General features: G+C 38.4%; 19 protein-coding genes and 1 riboswitch. Of the genes, 10 read left to right on the top strand and 9 right to left on the bottom strand.

What is annotated here, in order from left to right; genetic code table 11:
• Positions 1-369 precede the first annotated feature (369 nt).
• Together nspC and DKZ56_RS14890 are read right to left on the bottom strand one after the other, a co-directional pair.
• On the bottom strand, positions 370-1,509 hold the full coding sequence (gene nspC, locus DKZ56_RS14895; protein ID WP_208650657.1) for a carboxynorspermidine decarboxylase: 1,140 nt from the start codon (positions 1,507-1,509) through the stop codon (positions 370-372).
• Positions 1,506-2,735 (bottom strand): saccharopine dehydrogenase family protein, encoded by a 1,230-nt coding sequence (locus DKZ56_RS14890; RefSeq protein WP_208650656.1) that lies wholly within the window; start codon positions 2,733-2,735, stop codon positions 1,506-1,508. Before DKZ56_RS14890 ends, nspC begins: the two co-directional genes overlap by 4 nt.
• A 288-nt stretch (positions 2,736-3,023) precedes the next feature.
• Between DKZ56_RS14890 and DKZ56_RS14885 the strand changes: the two genes are divergently transcribed.
• The 4 genes from DKZ56_RS14885 (at position 3,024) to DKZ56_RS14870 (ending at position 7,405) form a co-directional block, all read left to right on the top strand.
• Positions 3,024-3,401, top strand: a complete 378-nt coding sequence (locus tag DKZ56_RS14885) for a GntR family transcriptional regulator (protein ID WP_208650655.1) — start codon at positions 3,024-3,026, stop codon at positions 3,399-3,401.
• Between the two features lies 1 nt (position 3,402).
• Positions 3,403-4,503, top strand: a complete 1,101-nt coding sequence (locus tag DKZ56_RS14880; protein ID WP_208650654.1) for a DUF1648 domain-containing protein — start codon at positions 3,403-3,405, stop codon at positions 4,501-4,503.
• A gap of 113 nt (positions 4,504-4,616) precedes the next feature.
• A complete protein-coding gene (locus DKZ56_RS14875; protein ID WP_208650653.1) occupies positions 4,617-6,308 on the top strand; it encodes a glycosyltransferase family 4 protein in 1,692 nt (563 codons plus the stop codon).
• Positions 6,305-7,405, top strand: coding sequence for a glycosyltransferase (locus DKZ56_RS14870; protein ID WP_208650652.1), 1,101 nt, complete (start codon positions 6,305-6,307; stop codon positions 7,403-7,405). Before DKZ56_RS14875 ends, DKZ56_RS14870 begins: the two co-directional genes overlap by 4 nt.
• 94 nt (positions 7,406-7,499) lie before the next feature.
• Here DKZ56_RS14870 and DKZ56_RS14865 read toward each other — a convergent pair whose 3' ends face one another.
• Positions 7,500-8,777 carry a nucleotide sugar dehydrogenase gene (locus tag DKZ56_RS14865; RefSeq protein ID WP_208650651.1) on the bottom strand — a complete coding sequence of 426 codons (1,278 nt, stop codon included), beginning with the start codon at positions 8,775-8,777 and terminating at the stop codon, positions 7,500-7,502.
• A gap of 170 nt (positions 8,778-8,947) precedes the next feature.
• Here DKZ56_RS14865 and DKZ56_RS14860 point away from each other — a divergent pair, with 170 nt between their 5' ends.
• Genes DKZ56_RS14860 through DKZ56_RS14850 form a run of 3 tightly spaced genes read left to right on the top strand, consistent with a single transcriptional unit; the run spans position 8,948 to position 12,030 of the window.
• Positions 8,948-9,922 carry a glycosyltransferase family protein gene (locus tag DKZ56_RS14860; RefSeq protein WP_208650650.1) on the top strand — a complete coding sequence of 325 codons (975 nt, stop codon included), beginning with the start codon at positions 8,948-8,950 and terminating at the stop codon, positions 9,920-9,922.
• Positions 9,923-9,970: 48 nt separating this feature from the next.
• Positions 9,971-11,077, top strand: a complete 1,107-nt coding sequence (locus DKZ56_RS14855) for a DegT/DnrJ/EryC1/StrS family aminotransferase (protein WP_245989515.1) — start codon at positions 9,971-9,973, stop codon at positions 11,075-11,077.
• Positions 11,074-12,030, top strand: coding sequence for a Gfo/Idh/MocA family protein (locus DKZ56_RS14850; RefSeq protein ID WP_208650648.1), 957 nt, complete (start codon positions 11,074-11,076; stop codon positions 12,028-12,030). The genes DKZ56_RS14855 and DKZ56_RS14850 overlap by 4 nt, the downstream gene beginning before the upstream one ends.
• Before the next feature lie 337 nt (positions 12,031-12,367).
• Here the strand turns inward: DKZ56_RS14850 and DKZ56_RS14845 are convergent, their stop codons facing one another.
• From DKZ56_RS14845 to rlmD, 5 genes are all read right to left on the bottom strand, one after another.
• The gene (locus DKZ56_RS14845) at positions 12,368-13,051 is read right to left on the bottom strand and encodes an acyltransferase (RefSeq protein ID WP_208650647.1); all 684 of its coding nucleotides are present in this window, start codon (positions 13,049-13,051) and stop codon (positions 12,368-12,370) included.
• Between the two features lie 36 nt (positions 13,052-13,087).
• A complete protein-coding gene (locus DKZ56_RS14840) occupies positions 13,088-13,243 on the bottom strand; it encodes a hypothetical protein (RefSeq protein WP_208650646.1) in 156 nt (51 codons plus the stop codon).
• Positions 13,240-14,355 carry a tetratricopeptide repeat-containing glycosyltransferase family 2 protein gene (locus DKZ56_RS14835; protein WP_208650645.1) on the bottom strand — a complete coding sequence of 372 codons (1,116 nt, stop codon included), beginning with the start codon at positions 14,353-14,355 and terminating at the stop codon, positions 13,240-13,242. The genes DKZ56_RS14840 and DKZ56_RS14835 overlap by 4 nt, the downstream gene beginning before the upstream one ends.
• A gap of 299 nt (positions 14,356-14,654) precedes the next feature.
• Positions 14,655-15,905, bottom strand: coding sequence for an L-lactate MFS transporter (locus DKZ56_RS14830; protein WP_208650644.1), 1,251 nt, complete (start codon positions 15,903-15,905; stop codon positions 14,655-14,657).
• A gap of 538 nt (positions 15,906-16,443) precedes the next feature.
• Positions 16,444-17,817 (bottom strand): 23S rRNA (uracil(1939)-C(5))-methyltransferase RlmD, encoded by a 1,374-nt coding sequence (gene rlmD, locus DKZ56_RS14825; RefSeq protein WP_208650643.1) that lies wholly within the window; start codon positions 17,815-17,817, stop codon positions 16,444-16,446.
• Positions 17,818-17,961: 144 nt separating this feature from the next.
• Positions 17,962-18,096, top strand: a riboswitch (FMN riboswitch).
• Between the two features lie 229 nt (positions 18,097-18,325).
• On the opposite strand from rlmD, the gene ribE reads away from it, so the two are divergent.
• The 3 genes from ribE to ribH are packed head-to-tail and all read left to right on the top strand — an operon-like array spanning position 18,326 to position 20,667.
• On the top strand, positions 18,326-18,970 hold the full coding sequence (ribE, locus tag DKZ56_RS14820; protein ID WP_208650642.1) for a riboflavin synthase: 645 nt from the start codon (positions 18,326-18,328) through the stop codon (positions 18,968-18,970).
• A 14-nt stretch (positions 18,971-18,984) separates the two neighbouring features.
• Complete coding sequence (locus DKZ56_RS14815; protein WP_208650641.1) at positions 18,985-20,172, top strand: bifunctional 3,4-dihydroxy-2-butanone-4-phosphate synthase/GTP cyclohydrolase II; 1,188 nt, start codon at positions 18,985-18,987, stop codon at positions 20,170-20,172.
• Between the two features lie 27 nt (positions 20,173-20,199).
• Entirely contained in the window at positions 20,200-20,667 is a 468-nt protein-coding gene (ribH, locus tag DKZ56_RS14810; protein ID WP_208650640.1) for a 6,7-dimethyl-8-ribityllumazine synthase, read from the top strand.
• A gap of 316 nt (positions 20,668-20,983) precedes the next feature.
• Here the strand turns inward: ribH and DKZ56_RS14805 are convergent, their stop codons facing one another.
• On the bottom strand, positions 20,984-21,739 hold the full coding sequence (locus DKZ56_RS14805; RefSeq protein ID WP_208652278.1) for a polysaccharide deacetylase family protein: 756 nt from the start codon (positions 21,737-21,739) through the stop codon (positions 20,984-20,986).
• Positions 21,740-21,870: the final 131 nt, after the last annotated feature.

Here is a 21,870-nt window from a genome sequence, read left to right as displayed (position 1 = left end):
TCATAACGGAAAATAAACAAAGATGCAATTATTAATAAAAGTATTTTTTTGTAAATATGTAGGTCATTCATACCGTTTTTTTATTTTTACTATTCAGAATATTTACAATAATGATTGTCTGTGCTAAATTATTATTAACTTAATTGCAAAGGAGATGGTCGAAAAGTAAGCGCTCACTCTATTGCAAAGGAGGGAGTTTAAACAATCTTTCGGCGGAAGAAGCCGAAACTGTTTATGCAATTATAATGATAGAAAGTAAAAATAGCCCTAGTGAAAGTGCATGATGAATGTTGCACAGATCGCTGGGGTTTTGTTTTTTTTATATAAAAAGCACCAATTGAATAGGTTTCAATTGGTGCTTTTCGTTATTTATGAAAGACGGTTTCTGTAATCTTCATACTTAAATTGTCTTACGACTTTAATTCCTTCTTCATCGTTGTATAAACAGATGCTTGGCAAGTTGACACCGTTGAACATATGGTTTTTCACCATTGTGTAATGGGCCATGTCTGTAAATACAATTTTGTCACCCGGTTTTAGCGGTTCATCGAATGAATAATCGCCGATTACATCTCCTGCAAGACAAGTCATTCCGCCAAGGCGGTATGTGTATGGTTTATCGTTAGGTGTACTTGCCCCGATGATTTGTGGGCGATATGGCATTTCAAGCACATCTGGCATATGGCATGTGGCGGATGTATCTAAAATGGCAATGTCCATTCCATTTTTTACAATATCCAGCACCGTTGCAACAAGGTAGCCCGTATTGAGTGCAATGGCTTCACCTGGTTCGAGAATTACTTGGACATCATATTTATTTTTTACATAGTTGATTAAGTCAACCAGTTTATCGATGTCGTAATCCGGTCGAGTAATATGATGTCCTCCGCCGAAGTTCACCCATTTCATTTGATACAAGTACTTGCCATATTTTTCTTCAAAATGAGGCAAGATACGTTCAAGCACGTCAGAATTTTGTTCACACATAGCGTGGAAGTGGAGGCCCTCAACTCCATCTAATTCATCCGGACGAAATTGATCGAATGGAATACCTAAGCGGGAATTTATCGCGCATGGGTCGTAAAGGGCTGTTTCCACCTCTGAATATCCAGGATTCACTCTTAGCCCGATGGAAACGTGCTTGTCCAATTTTTGAATTTTTTCTTTATATTTATTTAGTTGATTGAATGAATTAAATACGATATGGTCAATGTATTTTAAATATTCGTCGATTTCGTGTTCAGCGTAGGCTGGAGAGTAAGCATGCACTTCTTTTCCAAATTCCTCATAGCCTAAGCGGGCTTCAAAAAGGGAGCTTGCAGTAACCCCTTTTAAGTATTTGCTTACGAGCGGGAATGTGGAAAACATGGAAAAGCCTTTTAGGGCAAGCAAAATATCGCAGCCTGTACGCTGTTGAACGGAATCTAAAATTTCAAGATTCCGTTTTAATAAACGTTCATCGACAATGTAACTTGGGGATGGTGCACTTTTCCAGTCAATTGTTTTCATTTTTTTACCTCACGTTTTTCAAGGTCTAATTCAAGCAATTCTGGATTAAAGCTTTCTTTCCATGGAAGTCCCCATTTATTTAATTCTTCCATGAATGGATCTGGATCGAATTCTTCTACGTTCCAAACTCCTGGTCTTTGCCAAATTCCTTTGATAATGAGGCTCGCACCAATCATTGCTGGTACGCCCGTTGTGTAAGAAATCGCTTGGCTTCCTACTTCGCGGTAGCATTCTTCATGGTCACATACATTATATAAATAGTAAGTTTTTTCTTTTCCGTCTTTTATACCGCGGAAAATACAACCGATATTTGTTTTCCCTTTTGTACGAGGTCCAAGGGATGCTGGATCTGGTAGAACCGCTTTTAAGAATTGAAGAGGTTGAATCATTTTGCCTTCAAATTCGATTGGTTCAATAGATGTCATTCCAACATTTTGGAGCACTCGTAAGTGAGTTAAATATTTTTCAGAGAATGTCATCCAGAAGCGTATTTGTTTAAGACCTTTTACGTTTTTCGCCAAAGATTCCAATTCTTCATGGTAAAGCAGATAAATGTCTTTTGGACCTACTTCAGGGAAGTTGTAAACTTCTTTGTATTCCAAAGGTTTTGTTTCAACCCATTTACCTTCTTTCCAATAGCGGCCGTTTGATGTAATTTCGCGAATATTGATTTCAGGGTTGAAGTTTGTTGCGAATGGTAGGCCGTGGTCGCCGGCATTACAGTCTAAAATATCGATGTAATGAATTTCATCGAAATGATGTTTTAATGCGTAAGCAGTGAAAACGCCGGTAACACCTGGGTCAAATCCGCAGCCTAGTACAGCAGTGATGCCTGCTTTTTCAAATTTTTCTTTATAAGCCCATTGCCATTTATATTCAAATTTAGCTGTTTCAGGTGGTTCATAGTTAGCGGTATCTAAATAATGAACACCTGTAGCTAAACAAGCTTCCATAATACTCAAATCTTGATAAGGTAATGCTACGTTAATGACTACGTCTGGTTTAAAACCATTGATTAATTCGACGAGTTCGTCCACATTGTCCGCATCTACTTGAGCGGTGTGAATAATAGTTTTACCACCGTCGAGTTTCTCTTTTAATGCGTCACACTTAGACTTTGTTCGACTGGCAATCATAATTTCCTCGAACACGTCTGAATTTTGTACACATTTGTGTACCACTACACTAGCTACACCGCCAGCTCCAATAATCAATGCTTTACCCAATTCATTATGACCCCCTTAATGGAAAAATAGTATCAAGCAATGCAATAGATTATACATAATAATTTCTTAAGTAGCAATTGTTTTTAAAATGAAAAAATAAAAATTTTGAATAATTGGGATGCGATAAATATTCCACGAAATTTTCTTCGTTAATGAAAGATTTGTGTTTCTAATTCGATAGTGTTCCATATTCAGAAAACAATATAGCAAAATATTTTCTCCATTTTGTTATATACAAAATAGAACAATTTTTGTTATAATAATTGTAGAACAGATTGAGGTGAGAAAATGATTATCCGAATTGATCCGGAATCAGAAGTTCCAATTTATATTCAATTGACGAATCAGATTATTGAAGGGATTGCAAAAGGAGAATTAAAACCTGGCGATGCCCTTCCATCTGTTCGTGCATTTGCTGCTGATTTAGGGGTCAATATGCACACCGTCAACAAAAGTTATCATGAATTAGAAAAAAAGGGGATTATTGAAATTGTTCCGAAATCCGGTGCGGTTATAAGAAGGCACCTTCACATGGATTCCAACACTTATGAAAGGCTCTATAGAAGCTTTATACCTCACATTGCAGAGGCTCTTGTATTAGGAATGTCAAAGGAAGAGATGATGAAATTAGTCAAAAAAATTATTAATGACTTAAAGGAGGATTGAAATGGCCTTATTCATTTCGTTTGTAATATTATGCTTGTTAGCAATCGTTCAAACCTTTGTACCTTATTTTGTAAAAAGAACGGTTGTTTTTGGAGTGTCCATTCCGGAACAAATGATTCAAGATGCTCGTGTTCGTTCATATAAAAAACAATATTTGCTGATAACGGTTATGGTTTCGCTTTTCATGATCTTGTTTTTTTGCATCTGGGTTGCAACGAAAAAACCTTCAGATGACTTATTGATCTTAATAAGTACAGTCATTGAATTTGTGATTATATTCATCAGCCTTGCCTTATTCTATTATTTCCGCGAGAAGATGAAACAGTATAAAAAGGAAATGCAGTGGGAAGGCGAGTTAAAGCAAGTGGCAGTTGTCGATTTATCTGCCCGTTCGGAAGAGCAGTTGCCTCCTTGGGCTATTTATTTGTTCCCAATAATTGTGACAATGGGATTAATCGGATACACCTTTTATCAGTACGACCTGTTGCCAAACGAAATTCCTATCCATTGGGGACCAAGCGGGGAACCGGATGCCTTTACAAAAAAAACGCCATTTTCAGCCATTCAAATGCTTGTACTTTTGCTGCTCCTCCAATTGATGTTTTTAGGCATTCAACTAGGGATAAAAGTTTCTGGCATCAAACTTAGTGCAACGAATTTAAGCGCCTCAAAAAACCGGCAGTTAACCTTAAGAAAATCATCAAGCTGGTTTTCTTACTATACGGTTTTATTAATTACAATGTTGATTGTATATTTCCAATTGGCGACGATTCATCCGGAGCGTTTTCAAGATTCGCAATTGAAAATTCTTATCCCTTTAGGCTTCTTTATATTGATTTTAGCTGGAACCGTCGTTTTTATGGTGAAAGTGGGGCGTTCGGATAAAAGGGAGCCGGATTCCTTGTATTCTTCTATTATGGATATCAATGATGACCGATATTGGAAAGCCGGTTTATTTTATTTTAATAAAAATGACCCTTCCATTTTTGTAGAAAAACGGTTTGGTGTTGGATGGACGTTGAATTTGGCCAATCCGATAGGTTATATCATTATATTCCTTCCGCTTTTCTTCATCTTGCTGATTACATTCTTGTTTAATTAAAGAAAAGCCATGCCCTGCTGCGAGGGTATGGCTTTTTTCATTGGTCCCAAAATCACTAAAATGGAAAATCGACATAAACTACTGTGGAATGAATTGTATGAGGGTGAAAAACGTTGATTCAAACGCTTAGAAGAATGGAGTTTGAGAAGCGGCTGTCGCGGGTTTCGCAGGCATTTAAGCAAAATGTCATAAAACAGCATAAAAAAAAAGAACAGCTTCATATTGTTTATGTCATGACCCATGTCGGCGTTTCGGGCGGCGTCAAAATTATTTTTGAACATGCGAACCGGCTGAAGCAGCTTGGCGCAAAGGTGACCATTGTTGCCCATTATGTGAAGCCTGCTTGGTTTCCTATTGAAGCTGATTATATTCAAGTTCCCTTTGATTTGGAATTGACAAAGGGCATCCCGGATTGCGATTTGATTGTAGCCACTTATTGGGACCATATTCAACCTTGCATTGAAACTGGCATTGCTCCAGTTGTTTATTTTGAACAAGGAGATTTTCATTTATTTGATTACGAAAAGATGAATCAGACATTGAAGAATTACATTCAAAAGCAGTTTCAGTTGCCGGCCTTTATTTATACGGTTTCCAAGTCAGCAGCCGAACTAATTCAAAAGATTTATGGAAGGGAAGCAAAGGTTTATCCGAATGCGATTGATGAAAAGATTTTCAACCGTGAAGGACCTTGGATAGAGGGAGAACGTCCTTACTTGCTGATGATTGGCAGAGAAAGTACGGCATTTAAAGGACTTTCCTATATTATGGAAGCTTATGAAAAGCTGATGAGGGAGTTTGACCTTGATTTGTATTGGATTACTCCAGAAATGCCATCTGAGCAAATGAGGCAAAGGGTTACGAAATATTTTATCAGCCCTTCCCAAGAAACCATTGCTTCCTTATATCGGGGCGCAGCTCTTTACGTTAGCGGCTCAACTTATGAAAGTTTTTCTTTGCCTCCTCTTGAGGCGATGGCGTGCGGTTGTCCGGTTGTGACAACGGATAACGAAGGAGTACTGGAATATGCCGTACATCAAGTAAATGTGCTCATTTGCCAGATGAAAGATTCAGAGGATATGGCAAAGAAAATAAAAGAATTGCTTTCTAATCAGGATTTAAAGGAACAGTTGATTCAAAATGGATTTAAGACGGTAAGTCAATATAACTGGCAGTCCATCATGGAAAAAATTTTAAGTTATTATCAAGATATTGCTTCCTATCAAGTGCAGCCTCGAAACGAATTAAGCGACTGGGACATTGTCATTTCCAAAGAACATTCCTTAAATCCTGAAGATTATGAGCGGTTCGAAAAATTTCTGCTTATGACCAATGCCGATCTAGTAAAAGTTCCAGCAGTTTATCAAGTGGATAAAATCCCTGCAATCGCACGGTGGGAAACGGCAGCTGTGCGAAAAAAATGCTGGGATGGTTCTGTAGAAACATGCTTTTGTCCAGTGCAACCAGTAAATCCATTTCAACTTTATCATCTGAAAGGCTATCAATCTTTTTTGTTGAAACAATTTGAGCGGGCCTTAGAGGAATTTATGGAATTGCAAAAAAGCGGAGATGAAAAGGAAAAGGCTGCTTACGGAAGATGGGTGATTTTGACGCTTGTGCGGCTGCAAAGAAAAGAAGAAGCGAAGAGAAAATTGAAAGAGTTTATCGCCCAGCATCCATACAATGCGGACTTTTATAAGCTCTCTTATTTATTGGAAGGAAAGGAAAAAGATTTATATTCCATAAAAACGTTGGGCGATGCCACTTCCTATCCAGAGTTTTTCATGAATGAGGTGGAACGATGATAAGCGTTATTATGCCAGTCTATAATGCTGCTAGTTTTGTGAAAGATTCTATTGAAAGCATTTTAAAGCAAACGGAAAAGGATTTGGAGTTAATCATTATAAATGATGGTTCCACAGATAATAGCGAAGAGGTGATTTTATCAGTAGATGATGAACGGATCCGGTATGTAAAACAGGAAAACAAAGGTGTTGCGGCTGCATTTAATGAAGGGTTGAAGCTTGCCAAAGGGGATTTTATCACTTTTCATGGGGCTGATGATTTGTCATTGCCTCATCGTTTTGAGCGGCTGCTTTCGGAGTTTTGCTGTGAAAATATTGGGTATGCCCATTCTGATATGCTGCTTATTACAGAGAAAGATTCGCCGATTGGCTATTGGCAAACGGGGAATATTTCGCCTGATGAAATTTATTCATTTTTTCTAAATGTAGGCACCCCATTTAATAACGGAAGCATCTTATTTAGAAGAGAAGCCGTGGAACAACTTTTTTATGAAGAAAGCATCAAAGTCGGTTCCGATACCGATTTTGTGCTAAAAGTGGCAAAAGGAAAATGGCGTTCTTCCCATGTTCCGGAGCCATTATATCTTTATAGAAGACATCAAATGAATATTACGAGCAAAAGAAATTATGAGGATTTGGCCAAACACGTCCGGTTAAATATTCAAGATAAAGATTTGGAAAGTTTGGATGAAGTAAAAGGATTGGAAAACCGATTGCTTGCCGCCAAGTTGATAGCAGGGCTTGCTTTGTCTCGCCGATGGATGAAAAAAGAAGGATTTGCTCTTTTTTATGAAGCTATTCCATTAGTCAAAACGGCAAGAGACCGCCACTTTTTTGAAGGAATGAAAGGGTTGGTCGAACATCATTATAACCATGCCATTCATCATTTTCAGCAAATCTCAAATCGCAATCACATTGAGGAAAATTATTTAGGTGAAGCTTTTCTCCATATGAAAAATTACAATCAAGCCTATGAACATTTTTGGCGGGCATTGGAATTATCGCCGAATTACCATGCACCTGTGAAAAATTTGAAAGTCATCGGCATTTTAAAGGGACATAATTTAATTGATAAGCATGTGGAACCTTTTAAATAAATTGAAGGGAAACTTCCGCACAAGCCGAGAAACAAAATTAGGCTGTTCAAAAGTCCATGAATTTCGACTTTTGAACAGCCCATTTTATAACTTTTTACTGCACCCCAATGCCTTGATACTTCATTCCAAGCCCCTCAATAATTTTAAGATCGAGAACATTTCTTCCGTCTAATACAAATTGACAGTTCGGGAATTGTTTAAAATCAAAGTCTTTATATTGCGCATGATAGGCTTGAAGAATGATGGCATCAATCTTTTCGCGGTCATTTACTAAAAACGGTTGAACTTGGAAAGCTGCGATTTCTTCTGAAGTGTAAAGAGGGTCATCCACATATACAACAGCACCTTTTTGTTTTAATTCATCAGCAAGCAGCAAAGTAGAAGAATTGGCGGTTTCTTTTACGTTTTCCCGGAATGCAAGACCTAGAATTAGAATGTTTTTATTTTCTAGTGTGCTGAAATGTTTCTCCACTTGCTGCACAGCGTATTTTGCCATTTGGTCATTCACTTTTCTTGAAAGTTGGACGATTCCATTGCCTAATCCGTTGTTGATAAAAAAGTAAGGATATACAGGAATGCAATGGCCGCCTACCCCGACGCCAGGCGAATGCAAATGGGAAAAGGGCTGGCTGTTTGCAGCATGGATGACTTCTTTGATATTGACGCCTAATGAGTCTGCATATACAGCAAGCTCATTTGCTAATGCAATATTGACATCCCGGTAGACGGATTCAGCGACTTTTGTAAATTCAGCAGTTTCTAAATTGCTGACAGAGATGATGTCGCAGTTTAAAGCTTTTTGATAGAAGGATTTGACGAGTTCAAGGCTTTTTTCGTTATCTCCGCTTACGATTTTTGGATAATTGGAGAGGTCTTGAAGAATGCGATTGGAGTACACTCTTTCCGGACTGTAGCCTAAGTAGAAATCTTTGCCTAATGTGAGTCCTGAAAGTTCGGATATTCTTTTGCCAAAACGGTTTCTTGTATCCCCAGCAGGCAATGTCGTTTCAAAAATGACAAGGGTACCTTTGCGAATTCCTTTGCCAATCTCTTCTACAGTTGCGTCAATATATTTATAGTTGATATTTCCTTTTTCATCTACTAGCACCGGTACGATGACAACAACTACATCTGATTGGCTGACTGCTTTTTCCGTATCGACTGTGGCTCTCAAAGTTCCTGCTTTCCATGCTGCATAGAGCAGCTGGTCCAATCCTGGCTCATTTTGAATATGGGAAATCCCTTTGTTTACCGTTTCTACTACTTTTTCGTTTACATCGGCGCCTATCACATTGAAATGGCCAGAATTTGCAAAAACCGCGGCAAGCGGTAATCCGATTTTTCCTAATCCAATAACCGTAACGGTTTCCATGCATTCAGCTCCTTTTCATTTCCTGCGCAACACAGGTTTGCTCCACATAAATATATGTCTAAGGTCACATATTCGTGTAAACTCTTTCTTCAAAATCTAGTGAGAACGTATAAACAATTGGAAGAAATGGAACATATATTGAATGTTGTGCAGGCTAGGAGGTGAAAAATATGCAGGAAAAACTGAAGCTATTGGTTCTCATAAGACCGATCGAAAAAAAATTTCCTAAGCACAAACCTAAAGTTGGAATGTTTAAAGCCATTGAAAAATTTGCAGATGTCCGATATTGGCAGCAAGATGGGAATATTCACGATATATTAAAAAAACTGAATTTCCAACCGGATTTTATTTTCCATTATGATATTGGCTATCAATATGCAATGGCGCCAAAGATTACCGGACTCGGTGAAATTAATATTCCAAAGGGATGTTATGTCATCGATGCCCATTATTCCCCAACGGAAAGAAAGAAGTATTTCGAACAAAACAAAATAGATTTGATTTTTTCCGTATCCAAATCAGCCTTTCTGAAAACTTACGGAAACTATAAAAATCAATTTAGATGGCTTCCTTTCTCCATTGACCAAACGATTTTTAAAGATTGGCAATTGGAAAAAGATATTGAATTCTTATTAATGGGCCAATTATATGATCGAACGAATAATACAGGATATCAAACTTTGACAAGAAAAGGGAGATATCCATTTAGAGAAATAGTTCTTGAGAAAATGAGAGGGGTAAAAGGTTTTGTATTTCATCCCCATCCAGGGCATACAGCTTCAGCAAATGCTTTGGTGAATGAAAAATATGCGAAAGAGTTGAACCGTTCGAAAATGTTCTTTACTTGCGGTTCAATACTGCAGTATCCCGTATTAAAGTTTTTCGAGGCTCCTGCTTGCAAAACTCTTCTTCTTGCAGAGCCTGTGCCGGACATTTTGGAATTGGGATTTAAAGATGGGGAAAATTTTATTGCCTGCAACCAGTCGAATTTTTATGAAAAGTCTATGTATTACTGGAAAAATGAAGAAGAAAGAAACCGAATCACAGAAAATGGCTATCAATTCATTCATACGAAACATACCGATGAAGTTAGGGCAAAGGAATTTGTGGATGAAGTGCAAAGATTTATCAAAACCTTGTCATAGTTTAATAAAAGTTGTATGGATTTTAATTTAGCTTATGGAGGGATAATATTGAATATTCCCTTGCTTGATTTAAAAAAAGAATATGAGCTATACGGAAAAAATATTGAAAAAGCTGTAGTGGAAGTGCTGCAAAGCGGCTCTTATATTTTAGGGGATAAAGTAAAACAATTTGAAAGGGAAATGGCAAATTATTTAGGCGTACAATATGCTGCCGGCGTTGCTAACGGAACAGATGCATTGCTTCTAGCTCTTGAAGCTTTGGATATAGGAGAAGAGGATGAAGTGATTACGACGCCTTTCACCTTTTTTGCGACGGCTGAAGCAATTGCAAAAGTGGGTGCAAAACCTGTGTTCGTCGATATTGAGCCGGACACTTATAACATAGAAGTAAAAAAATTAGAAGGAGCCATCACGAAAAAAACAAAAGCCATTATTGTTGTCCATCTGTTTGGCATGGCCGCTGAAATGGATTCAATTATGGAGATTGCTTCATTGCACCATTTAAAAGTTATTGAAGATGCCTGCCAAGCAATTGGTACGGAATATAAAGGAAAGCGCGTTGGCAGCATAGGGGATGTTGGCTGCTTCTCCTTTTTTCCAACGAAAAATTTAGGCGCTTTCGGCGACGGAGGATTGGTAGTGACAAATCATCCGGAAATTCACGAGAAAATTTGTCGACTGCGCAACCATGGCAGCATTGAAAAATATATTCATACTTCAATCGGCATGAATAGCCGTTTGGATGAAATACAAGCAGCAATTTTACTCGAAAAATTAAAGTTATTAGATATGTTTCTTTTTAAGAGAATCGTTGTAGCGAACAAATACTTTCAAGAGCTCCATCATGTGAAGCGGAAGCCCCCTCAATATACGGATAAGAGACACACATACCATCAATATTGCGTCGAAGTAGAGGAAAGGGACAGATTGATTCGTTTCTTAAATCAAAAGGGCATTGCCACAGGAATATATTACCCAATTCCATTGCATTTGCAAAAAGCCTTCCAGAATCTTCAATATCAACAAGGGGATTTCCCTGTTTCCGAGAATGTCGCAAAACATATTTTAGCCCTACCAATAAATCCAACGCTGACTGTAAAAGAACAGGAATATATTATCCAAGCAATGAAAGAGTTTGCAGGTGTTTTGCCATGAGCCGAATTCGGGTTGGCGTTGCAGGTACTGGGAAAATGGGTTTTTTCCACTGTATGAAATTAAATCAAATGAAAAATGTAAACTTTATCGGAATTTTTGAACCGGTTATAAAAAGAGCTGAAAAGATTAGCCAAATGTTTCAAATTAAAGCCTTCGAGACGTATGCCGAATTGTTGAAACATATTGATGCGGTCATTATCGCTGCACCGACACCGTATCACTTTTCTTTGTCGGAGGAAGCGATTGTCCATAATAAGCATGTATTTGTTGAAAAGCCAATGACCATGACGGTGGATGAGGCAGATAAAATTAAAACATTAATAAACAATAAAAATTTGAAATTTCAAGTGGGCCATATTGAAAGATTCAATCCAGCTATTAAGAGGATTCATGAATTAATTCAGCCGGATGAAATAGTGAACATCGAAGCAAAACGACTTGCTTATTCAGACCGGATTAAGGATACAGATGTCGTATTGGATGTCATGATTCATGATATTGACATCATATTAAGCCTGATCAAAAGCCCGATTAAACGGATTTCAGCTGAAGGGATTCGGATGCGGGATGCTTCAAAATTCGACACCGTTTCAGCCATTCTGTTATTTGAAAATGGCATTGTAGCAAATTTGCTCGCAAGCAATATCTCCCATGAAAAGGTAAGGGAACTAATCATTTATGAAAAAGAAAAAGTAATCAAAACGAATTATTTAATGAAACAGCAGCAGCTGATTATGAATAAAATGAATGATTCTAATGCTATATTGCCGTCTGGAGCAGAGGAGTTGATTGCCAACATCTCCCTTCCGTATACCGATCCTTTGCAAGAAGAGCTTTTGCATTTTATTGACTGCATTGCTTCGGATAGAACTCCTGTTATTGGAGTGGAGGAGGGCAGTGCTGCTGTTGAAGTGGCTTTAAAAATTAAACAATGTTTACTAGATTCAAAATAAAAACTGAGGTTGGGACATAAACCAAAAATTGTAGGGGCAGCTGAAAGAGTTTTGATAAAAAATTGATATATCGAAAAATTGATTGGAGTGACGGGGCAAGTTCCTGTCGCGCACGCTTAGTCGCAAAGCGGAGCAAGTTCAAGGAAGTAAATTCAAAGCTTTCCTGCGACGAGCCCTCTTGAGACCACGAGGAACGAAGGAATGACTCAGAGGCGGGCCTGCGGAAAGCGTCCCCGGAACGGAAATCAATTTTTAATAACATATCAAAAAAACATCATTTTCTCTTTGGAGAAAATGATGTTTATTTAGATTTGTCACAGCCCTTTTTTATTTGGATTTATTTGATTGTTTTTGCCGGCACACCAACAACCGTCGCATTGGCAGGAACGTCCTTTGTCACAACAGAGCCGGCGCCGACAATGGCGTTTTCCCCGATTGTAATATTGGGAAGAAGGGTGGCATTATTTCCGATTTTCGCTCCTTTTTTAATATAGGCCCCCTTCAGTTCATATGGTTTTTTCCCCATATATTTATCGTTGGACATAGAAACGCAAGGGCCGATAAATACATCATCTTCCAAGATAGTATCGCCGGTGATATAAGCCAATGTTTGAACGGTGCATCTTTTGCCGATGGATGTATTTAATTCAACGATGGCACCTCTGCCGATAACCGTTTGGCTATCAATCATTGAATTTTCTCGAATGCTGGCATGATCGGCAACAAAAACATGGTCCGCTATTTTAGAGCCGGCATAAATGGTCACATTATTTCCAATTTTTGTATTATTCCCGATTGTTAAATGGGGATGCTTGACATCGGAAGTTCTCATTTTTTGATTGCCGCTTTTTTTGACTCCTAAAACACAATTAGAGCCGATAATGACATGGTCTCCAATTATTGTGCCTTTTAGGATAACTGTATTGTGGCCGATGGTTACATTTTCTCCAATTTGGACTCCTTCTTCAATCACCACGTTTTGCCCCAGTTTTGTACGCTTAGGTATTTGGGATTGCTCCACTTTGTCATCCTTTCGTTATAAAAAATTGCAAATTTCTCATAAGCCAGCAAACAATTCTCTGAGTTTCGCGCTATATTCTCTATAATCATTTTTAAAGGAGTTTTGGTTGATAGGATAGGATGTTTGATTATCTGCATCAGGGATGAATTGAAATTTCATAATTCCTTGTTGATATTCGTAGTGGACTTTCATTGCTTCATCCGTCCTTCATTATTTTTATGTTTTTTCAAATAGTTTTGAAAAAATTCTTCATTAAATAATACCTTTGGGTGATTTTGGATATATTGTTTTGTAATTTCGTGGTGTTTGATAGACTCTTTCACATTTCCAAGCTGCCAATAAGAAACGCAGAGAGAGAGATGAGGATACCAAGTTGTATAAGAGGTATGTTGAAAGCCGCCTGTTTTTTTATTCTTCATTTTCACTGCCAACTCATACCAAAATACAGCATTTTTGAAATTTTTTCTTTCCTGGAAGATATCGCCGATGCGGCAGCAGGCCTCTGATCTCGGTTCATCGTATGCGAATGTTTTTAATAAAGACATCAGTTCGTTATCCTTTTCGCCGAGATAGGCATAACAGTCGGCCATATAAATACAGGCGCGAATATTATCTTCCACCCACCCTTTTTTGCCATCTAAAAATTCCTGATAGTAAATAATCGCCTTCTTATATTGCTTGTGGTCTTTGAGCTCATTGGCATAATAAAATAAATCCCTTGGAGAGAACTCTTCGCCATTTTTGATGCGATTTTCATAGATTCTCAAGTTTCTTCCAATGGAATCGGGGTCCGGTTTTTTATTTTTCTTGAGATGATGAATGGAAATGTCCGCTTCCAATATATTGCCGCTCACTGCCAGATATTCATGTACGGCACCAATCCATTTGAATCCTTTGCTCCGTTTGACGAGGCGGTTTCTCCGGTAATAGAAGGTCGGATTTCCGTTTTCGTCCGTGGCAGTAACATATATCATGGAGACCGCGTCAATCTTGGAATGGAGATTTTTTTTGAGCTTTTTAAACTTTTTCTGTTCTTCCGGGAGGATGACATCATCCGCATCCAACCAGAGAATATATTCTTTTGTTGCAAGACTGAAGGAATAGTTTCTTGCCGCTGAGAAGTCGTCAATCCATGTAAAATCATAGATTTTATCTGTGAATTTTCTCGCCACTTCTTTTGTATTGTCGGTGGAACCGGTGTCGACTATTATGATTTCATCGCAAATGTCTTTTACACTTTCCAAGCAATTCGCCAACACTTCTTCTTCATTTTTAACAATCACGCAAAGGCTGATGGACGACATTTTACACCCCTTACTTAGCAATGCTTACTTCATTATAATATGTAGCATGTTAAAAAATCGAAACTTCAAGATACAGCTTTGGATGAATAAAATAAAGGGATATGCCTTGTATAGTGCTTCGGCATATCCCTTTATCTGTAAAATTAACAGAAAACAGTTTGCTGATTGCTTAGGAAAATAAGAAACTTCACAATTCTTTCACTGAAAAGGTTTGTTGTGAAATATATAATGAAAGTGGTCATTTTATTTTTTCTTTAAAAAGGTAATGCCCCGTAATTGCCTTCGGGGTATTGCCATGATTATTTTTTATGCACTGGCATGGAAAAAGATAATGTTTTTTGCTGCTTTTTGATTTTATTAATATCGTAACGGAGCCATAGTGCAATCATTAGTGAGAATCCGATTAATACTGAAAATAGATAGAATACAGGTATATAACTGTGGGCAGTGTTGTGCACTAATGTAACGATCATTGGCCCAAAAATGCCGCCTAATGACCAAGTCGTCAACAGATAACCGTGAATGACCCCTAGTTGTTTTGTACCAAATAAATCACTTGCAAATGCAGGCAAGTTAGAGAACCCGCCGCCATAACAGCTTACAACAAGGAATATGAATAATTGGAATAATAGGATGTTTGTTGTAAATGGCAGCGTCGTAAAGGCAATAATCTGAATGACAAAGAAAATGATGAATATATTTTGGCGACCGATATAGTCCGATGCCGCTGCCCATAACAGACGGCCTCCCCCGTTGAACAATCCCATTAAACCAACCATCGTTGCTGCGGCTGCAGCAGATAAACCAACAATTTCTTGCGCCATTGGTGATGCGATGGAAATCATCATAATTCCCGCAGTTACGTTAATTAAATGCATCGTCCAGAGCATCCAAAAATGTTTTGTTTTCACAGCTTCTCTGGCAGACATTTGAGCGAGGGCCTTTATTTTCACTGAAGTGTTGCCATATTGAAGGGATTGGCTCTCTTTTGGAGGGGCGATGTAAAGGGCGCCAAGAAACATTAAAGTAAAGTAGCTAAGACCCAAAATAAAATACGTATTTGAAATGCCTACAGCCCCCATTAAGAAAGTGGCAACAGGTGCTGTAATCAATGCGCCTGAACCAAAGCCAAGCACTGCCATCCCAGTCGCCAAACCTCTGCGATCAGGGAACCACTTCACCAATGTGGATACGGGTGCAATATAACCGATCCCCATTCCCAAACCGCTCAAAAATCCGTAAGTTAACCAATAAAGCACGACTGAATCAGCTAAAATCGCAATTCCGGCACCAGCTTGTCCGGCTCCGAACAATACAGCTGCCACAATAGCGGACTTTCTCGGCCCCATTTTTTCAACCAGACTTCCAAATAATGCGGCCGCAAATCCAGCAAGCCCCATCATGATGGTAAAAGCAATCGTAACATTTGTTGTGCTCCATCCCATTTGTTCTGTGATTGGATTTTTATACACACTGTATGCATATGCTCCACCAATGGACAGGTGGATGGCAATAGCAGAGAGTGCAATAAGCCATCTGTTTTTCTCCATATTTCTGTCACAGTCCCCTTTTTTTCTATAATCAGAATCTTTTCGCGCGAATGATTCATAGGAAATATAACATCTAGTACAATAATTTTTCAATATTATTTAATAAAAAAATATTTTCTTTAAATAGAATATAAATTATTAAAAGCAGAATATTTAGCTAAAATTGTTTTATAACAGATGTATATATAATAGGGAATCAGCGTGTTTTAAAGAAAAAAGTTGTGATAATAAAAAGTAATACAGACTTTGAATACAATTTAAGAATAATAAAGAATTAAATATAAAATAATAAAGTTAATAGAGAATATTTATATTAGTATAAAGTATTTTATGAATTTTCAACATTTTGATTGATAGAAGAGAAAAAAGTTATAATATTCAATTTTGTGAATAAAAATACAAAAATTGGTGGCAGAGAAAAGAAGAGAAGCAGAAAAGTGGGGAAGTTTTCAAGGGTGAATCAATTTTATCTTTGGAAATTAATTGATTTTGGGCATGAAAAAGCCCTGGAGATGAACTCCAGGTCTGAATCAGAAAGTTATTTTTTTAATGTCAATTTTGCCACCACTTCCACCCGTGCTGTTTGAGGGAACATATCAACAGGTTGAATATAGTCTACACGATAAGAACGGGTTAATTCCTTTAAATCTCTTGCAAAAGTGGAAGGATTGCAGGAAGTGTATACAAATCGCTTTGGTTTAATTTTTAAAACCGTTTTGATAAAGCTTGCTGCAAGCCCGGTGCGCGGCGGATCTACTGTTACAACATCTGGAATAAAGCCTTCCTTCGCCCATTTGTTGAGCCAATCTTCGGCAGTGCCTGTGTAAAATTTAGCGTGGGAAAATCCGTGTTTTTTGGCATTTTTCTTGGCATCTTCAATAGATTCGGGAATTACATCCATTCCTCTCACTTCTTGTGCTTCTTTCGCAAGCCACAATCCAATCGTTCCAACACCGCAGTATGCATCCACGACCGTTTCTTTTCCTGAAAGTTCCGCAGCTTTTTTGATTTCATCATATAAAACAACGGTTTGGGTTGGATTCAACTGGAAAAATGCGCGGGAAGATAAATCGAATGCGAGTTCTCCCAATTTTTCATGAATTGTTTCTTTGCCGTCGAGCACGAATGTTTCGTCCCCAAAAATTAAAGAAGTTTTGGCCCTATTAATGTTTTGGGTAATGGAAACGATGCTCGGATCAATCTGTTTGATTCCTTCAATCAATTCCTGTTTCCGGGGAATTTCTTTTTTTGTTGTGACAAGACAAACTTGGGTTTCTTCGGTTTGAATGCCTGTCCGGACAACGATGGTACGGACGATTCCCTTGGATTTTCCGTCAAAAATAGGGATATTCAGCTTTTGAAAAAGATTTCGGATGCCAATGGTGATTTTGGTTGTCACCGGGTGCTGAACAAGGCAGTCATCGAGATTTAAAAGTTTATTAGTCCCTTCAATATAAAGCCCTGCGATTACTTCATTCCCCATTTTTCGAACTTGAAAAGCGCTTTTATTTCGATAATGCCATGGATTGTCCATGCCAATAGTTAGTCTAATTTCTGTGTTATGAACAATTTGCGGTACAAACTTTTCTAGCGCTTGAATGACAATATCCCGTTTTTCTCTCAATTGTCCTTCATAAGACAAGTGCTGCAATTGGCAACCTCCGCATAGTTCATAAACTGCGCAAGGAGGTTTAACCCGATCTTTGGAAGCCTCTCGAATGCGTACTATGTCCGCCTCTGCAAAGTTTGGATGAATTTTTGAAACTTTTGCAGTCACGACTTCGCCAGGGAGGGAGCCTTTTACAAAAATGACATTACGCTTAAAAAAACCTACACCTTCCCCATTGATTCCAAGCCTTTTGATGGTTAAAGGAAATTTTTGTCCGATTTCCATTTTAATTTTTTCAGACATATTTTCACGTCCTTTAATTTATCTTCAAAATATTATAGCAATCGAATAAAGAAAGGTAAAATTTCATATGACTTAATTAGGCTTAAGTATGGATTTTCTTTGGAATAAATGTTATTGTTAAATAAAAATAAGCTGAATATTCTTTATATCCTTCGGGGTCGGGTGAAATTCCCAGCCGGCGGTGATGAAGCAATGCTTCTAAGCCCGCGAGCTCTTTTCGAGCAGGATTTGGTGCAAGTCCAAAGCCGACAGTGAAAGTCTGGATGGGAGAAGGATGGTTTGTAAAGAAAGTCCATTAATCCTTGATTAATGGGTTACTTTCCTATACTCTTTTTTTGCAATCCGTTCTCCCGCAATTGTTTTGCGGGAGTTTTTTATTTTAGGTGTATTTTAAATTGGCCTATTTTAGGTCTTTTTTGTGCTGCCTAAAAATACATCATTCTCCCAGCCCCGTTAAGTTGACTTAACGGGGTTTTTTACTTGCATTTATTGAAAAAGGGGGATTTAAATGTTTACCGGTCTTATTGAAGACAAAGGAATGGTGACTGGGATTGAAAAAGATGAGAAAAGCATGAAAATTGTAATCCGCTCACCCAAAATTGTGTCAGATGCTAATCTTGGCGACAGTATAGCAGTCAATGGCGTTTGTTTAACAGTGACGCATTTAACAAAAGACGAAATGACTGTTGATGTCATGCCGGAAACAGTGAAGGCAACGACCATTCATCAGTTGAAAAAAGGGGATTATGTCAATTTGGAAAGGGCGATGGCTGCTGGAGGCCGTTTTGGGGGTCATATTGTCTCCGGTCATGTGGACGGCATCGGTACAATTCGAAGCAAGAAGCCAGTAGCCAATGCGGTATATTACGAAATTGAGTTGCCGAAAGAGCTGCTGGAACAATGTATCCCGAAAGGCTCTATTACCATCGATGGGACCAGTTTAACGATTTTTGGAGTCAGCGATACAAGCATTACTATTTCTCTGATTCCTCATACTTATTCAGAAACGATTTTGGGGATGAAGGGAATTGGGGATAAAGTCAATATCGAAACGGACATGCTGGGAAAATATGTTTTGCATCATTTAAAGAGAATGAATGCAAAAGAAGAATCAAAAATAACCTTTGAGTTTCTGGCTCAAAATGGATTTTAAGGATGGTGGTTAAAATGTTAAACACAATTGAGGAAGCCATAGAAGATTTGAAAAAGGGGAAAACCATCATCGTTGTGGATGATGAGAATCGGGAGAACGAAGGAGATTTAGTTGCTTTAGCCGAGCATGCAACACCGGAAGTTATCAATTTTATGGCGACATATGGGCGTGGATTGATTTGTACGCCGATTACGGAAGAATTGGCAGAAAAACTGGATTTACATGCCATGGTTGTCCATAATACGGACAATCATCAAACCGCCTTTACGGTAAGCATCGACCATGTAAGCACCACAACGGGCATTAGTGCCTTTGAACGTTCTACGACCATTTTAAAAATGCTTGAACCGGACGCGACAAAATCCGATTTCAGAAGACCTGGCCACGTTTTCCCGCTCATCGCTAAGAAAAACGGCGTGTTGGAAAGACAAGGGCATACAGAAGCAGCGGTGGATTTAGCCCGCATAGCAGGCGTTTTCCCAGCTGGAGTGATTTGCGAAATTATGGGGGACGACGGCAGAATGTCCCGCCTGGATGATCTTTTGAAATTTGCTGAAGTGCATGATTTAAAAATTATATCTATTGAAGAATTAGTTCGTTACCGATTTAGAACGGAAATGCTTGTAAAACGGGCAGCCTCCGTGAACATGCCGACAACCTTTGGAAATTTCCAAATGATTGGGTATGAGAATGATATTGATGGCTTGGAGCATGTGGCGTTAGTGAAAGGAGAAATTCGTGAAGATGAAGCCCCTCTTGTGCGCATTCATTCTGCTTGTTTGACGGGGGATGTTTTTCATTCGAAACGCTGCGATTGCGGTCCGCAACTGGAAAAGTCACTAGAAATGATTGAACAAGAAGGAAAAGGCGTTCTTTTATATATGCAGCAAGAAGGGCGCGGCATTGGATTAATTAATAAACTGAAGGCATACGCATTGCAGGAGCAAGGTTTGGATACAGTGGAAGCAAACTTGAAGCTCGGGTTTCCTGCAGAGTTAAGAGATTATGCGTTGAGCGCGCAAATGTTGAAGGATTTAGGCATTACGAAAATCCGATTGATGACGAATAATCCGGAGAAAATTGAAGGCATCGAAAAATACGGCATCAAAGTGGTGGAACGGGTGCCGATTATCATTAAACCGAATACTGCCAATGCTTTTTATTTAAAAACGAAAAGAGAGAAAATGCATCATTTCATTTAAACATAATTAAAAAGGGAGATATGCAAAATGGGAAGAATTGTTGAAGCAAATTTAGTCGGAACTGGTTTAAAAATCGGAATTGTAGTAGGAAGATTTAATGAATTCATCACGAAAAAATTATTAGAAGGAGCAATGGATGGTTTAAAACGCCATGGTGTAGATGAGGAAAACATAGATGTAGCATGGGTGCCTGGAGCTTTCGAAATCCCATTTATTGCAAAACAAATGGCTGAAACGGGAGAGTACGATTCAATCATTGGTTTAGGCACCGTTATTCGGGGGGCGACTACCCATTATGACTATGTCTGCAATGAAGTGGCAAAAGGAATTGCTCAAGTTTCCTTACAAACAAATGTGCCGGTGATTTTTGGCCTTGTGACAACAGAAAATATTGAACAAGCCATTGAGCGGGCTGGAACAAAAGCAGGAAACAAAGGGTTTGATGCAGCCGTATCAGCCATTGAAATGGCGAATTTGAAAAAGATGTTTAAATGATGATAAAAAAGATTCCTCTTTGAGGGGTCTTTTTTATTTTGTTTGTGTTCGCACCAAACGAGGTTTCATTCACACCAAATGAGGTCATAAACGCACTAAATGGGATGCTATGCACACTAAAGATGGTTGCATCCGCACTTAATAGATTGTTATCCGAACTAAATGAAGTTGTATTCGCACTAAATAAGTTTCTAAACACACTAAACTAGGCCATAAACGCACTAATAGCAAAGTTAGCTTAATAAAAAAGGAACCCATTCAAAATGGATTCCAATAATCATATTATTATGAAGTTTATCCGGAATAAATAACTCCATCAATAAGTTTTGCTCCAAATCATTTCATCCACCAAATAATCAAACACCAGCTCATCCAATGTTCCAAAAGAATATCCTTGCCGTTTTGCTTCTTTGATAAAATCTGGCAAAGCATCGGCATTATGTTGAGCGACTGTGTGCATTAAAATAATGGCACCGGGATGCAATTGATTGACGAGTTCATGATAAGCATATTCATTGCCTTTCTTTTGATCCGTATCCCAATCGCGGAAAGCAATGGACCAGAAAATGTGGGTATAGCCATGTTCATTGCCCACTTCTAACAATTCTTCGTTAAACACGCCTTCTGGGGGGCGAACATAATAAGTCCGTTCAATTCCTGTAATTCCTTTTAATTTCCTATCAAAGTTTTGCCATTCTTTAACCATACCTTCCTGGGATAGTCTCGCCATATTCGGATGTTTATCTGAATGGTTGCCAATCGTGTGCCCTTCCTTCACGATTCGTTTTACGATATCCGTGGCACTTGTTAAGTAATGTCCTGTTAGGAAAAAGGTTGCTTTCACATTTTCTTTTTTTAATGTATCCAAAATTTGCTCCGTATAACCTGCTTCAAATCCATTATCAAAGGTTAAATAAATGACCTTCTTTTCCGGATTTCCACGATAAAATGCACCGTATTCTCTTAATACTTGTTCAAATTCAGCACCTGCATCTGGAGGATTTCCGTCTTTTGCTTTTGTAAAACCCCAATGGTATTCTTTCGCTACTGCATTGGGGGCGGAAATCATCATTGCCAAAAGCAGCGCCGTGAAAATGGTAGTCAGAATGCGTTTCAACTTGCAGCCTCCTTTCCCTTTTGCCTTAGATTGTGCAAAAAGGAGGCGATTATGCTGATGGAATTTTTGAATATGGGAACGAACTA

It is taken from the genome of Ureibacillus thermophilus, from assembly GCF_004331915.1.
In the GTDB taxonomy this organism is placed as follows: domain Bacteria; phylum Bacillota; class Bacilli; order Bacillales_A; family Planococcaceae; genus Ureibacillus; species Ureibacillus thermophilus.
This window is presented reverse-complemented; position numbering and strand designations above follow the sequence as displayed.

Bases quoted from the DNA above. Each gene is read 5' to 3' on its own strand.
- nspC (WP_208650657.1), bottom strand. From the start codon at position 1,509: ATGAAAACAATTGACTGGAAAAGTGCACCATCCCCAAGTTACATTGTC.
- DKZ56_RS14885 (WP_208650655.1), top strand. From the start codon at position 3,024: ATGATTATCCGAATTGATCCGGAATCAGAAGTTCCAATTTATATTCAA.
- DKZ56_RS14880 (WP_208650654.1), top strand. From the start codon at position 3,403: ATGGCCTTATTCATTTCGTTTGTAATATTATGCTTGTTAGCAATCGTT.
- DKZ56_RS14870 (WP_208650652.1), top strand. From the start codon at position 6,305: ATGATAAGCGTTATTATGCCAGTCTATAATGCTGCTAGTTTTGTGAAA.
- DKZ56_RS14865 (WP_208650651.1), bottom strand. From the start codon at position 8,777: ATGGAAACCGTTACGGTTATTGGATTAGGAAAAATCGGATTACCGCTT.
- DKZ56_RS14860 (WP_208650650.1), top strand. From the start codon at position 8,948: ATGCAGGAAAAACTGAAGCTATTGGTTCTCATAAGACCGATCGAAAAA.
- DKZ56_RS14850 (WP_208650648.1), top strand. From the start codon at position 11,074: ATGAGCCGAATTCGGGTTGGCGTTGCAGGTACTGGGAAAATGGGTTTT.
- DKZ56_RS14840 (WP_208650646.1), bottom strand. From the start codon at position 13,243: ATGAAAGTCCACTACGAATATCAACAAGGAATTATGAAATTTCAATTC.
- DKZ56_RS14835 (WP_208650645.1), bottom strand. From the start codon at position 14,355: ATGTCGTCCATCAGCCTTTGCGTGATTGTTAAAAATGAAGAAGAAGTG.
- DKZ56_RS14830 (WP_208650644.1), bottom strand. From the start codon at position 15,905: ATGGAGAAAAACAGATGGCTTATTGCACTCTCTGCTATTGCCATCCAC.
- rlmD (WP_208650643.1), bottom strand. From the start codon at position 17,817: ATGTCTGAAAAAATTAAAATGGAAATCGGACAAAAATTTCCTTTAACC.
- ribE (WP_208650642.1), top strand. From the start codon at position 18,326: ATGTTTACCGGTCTTATTGAAGACAAAGGAATGGTGACTGGGATTGAA.
- DKZ56_RS14815 (WP_208650641.1), top strand. From the start codon at position 18,985: ATGTTAAACACAATTGAGGAAGCCATAGAAGATTTGAAAAAGGGGAAA.
- ribH (WP_208650640.1), top strand. From the start codon at position 20,200: ATGGGAAGAATTGTTGAAGCAAATTTAGTCGGAACTGGTTTAAAAATC.
- DKZ56_RS14805 (WP_208652278.1), bottom strand. From the start codon at position 21,739: ATGATGATTTCCGCCCCCAATGCAGTAGCGAAAGAATACCATTGGGGT.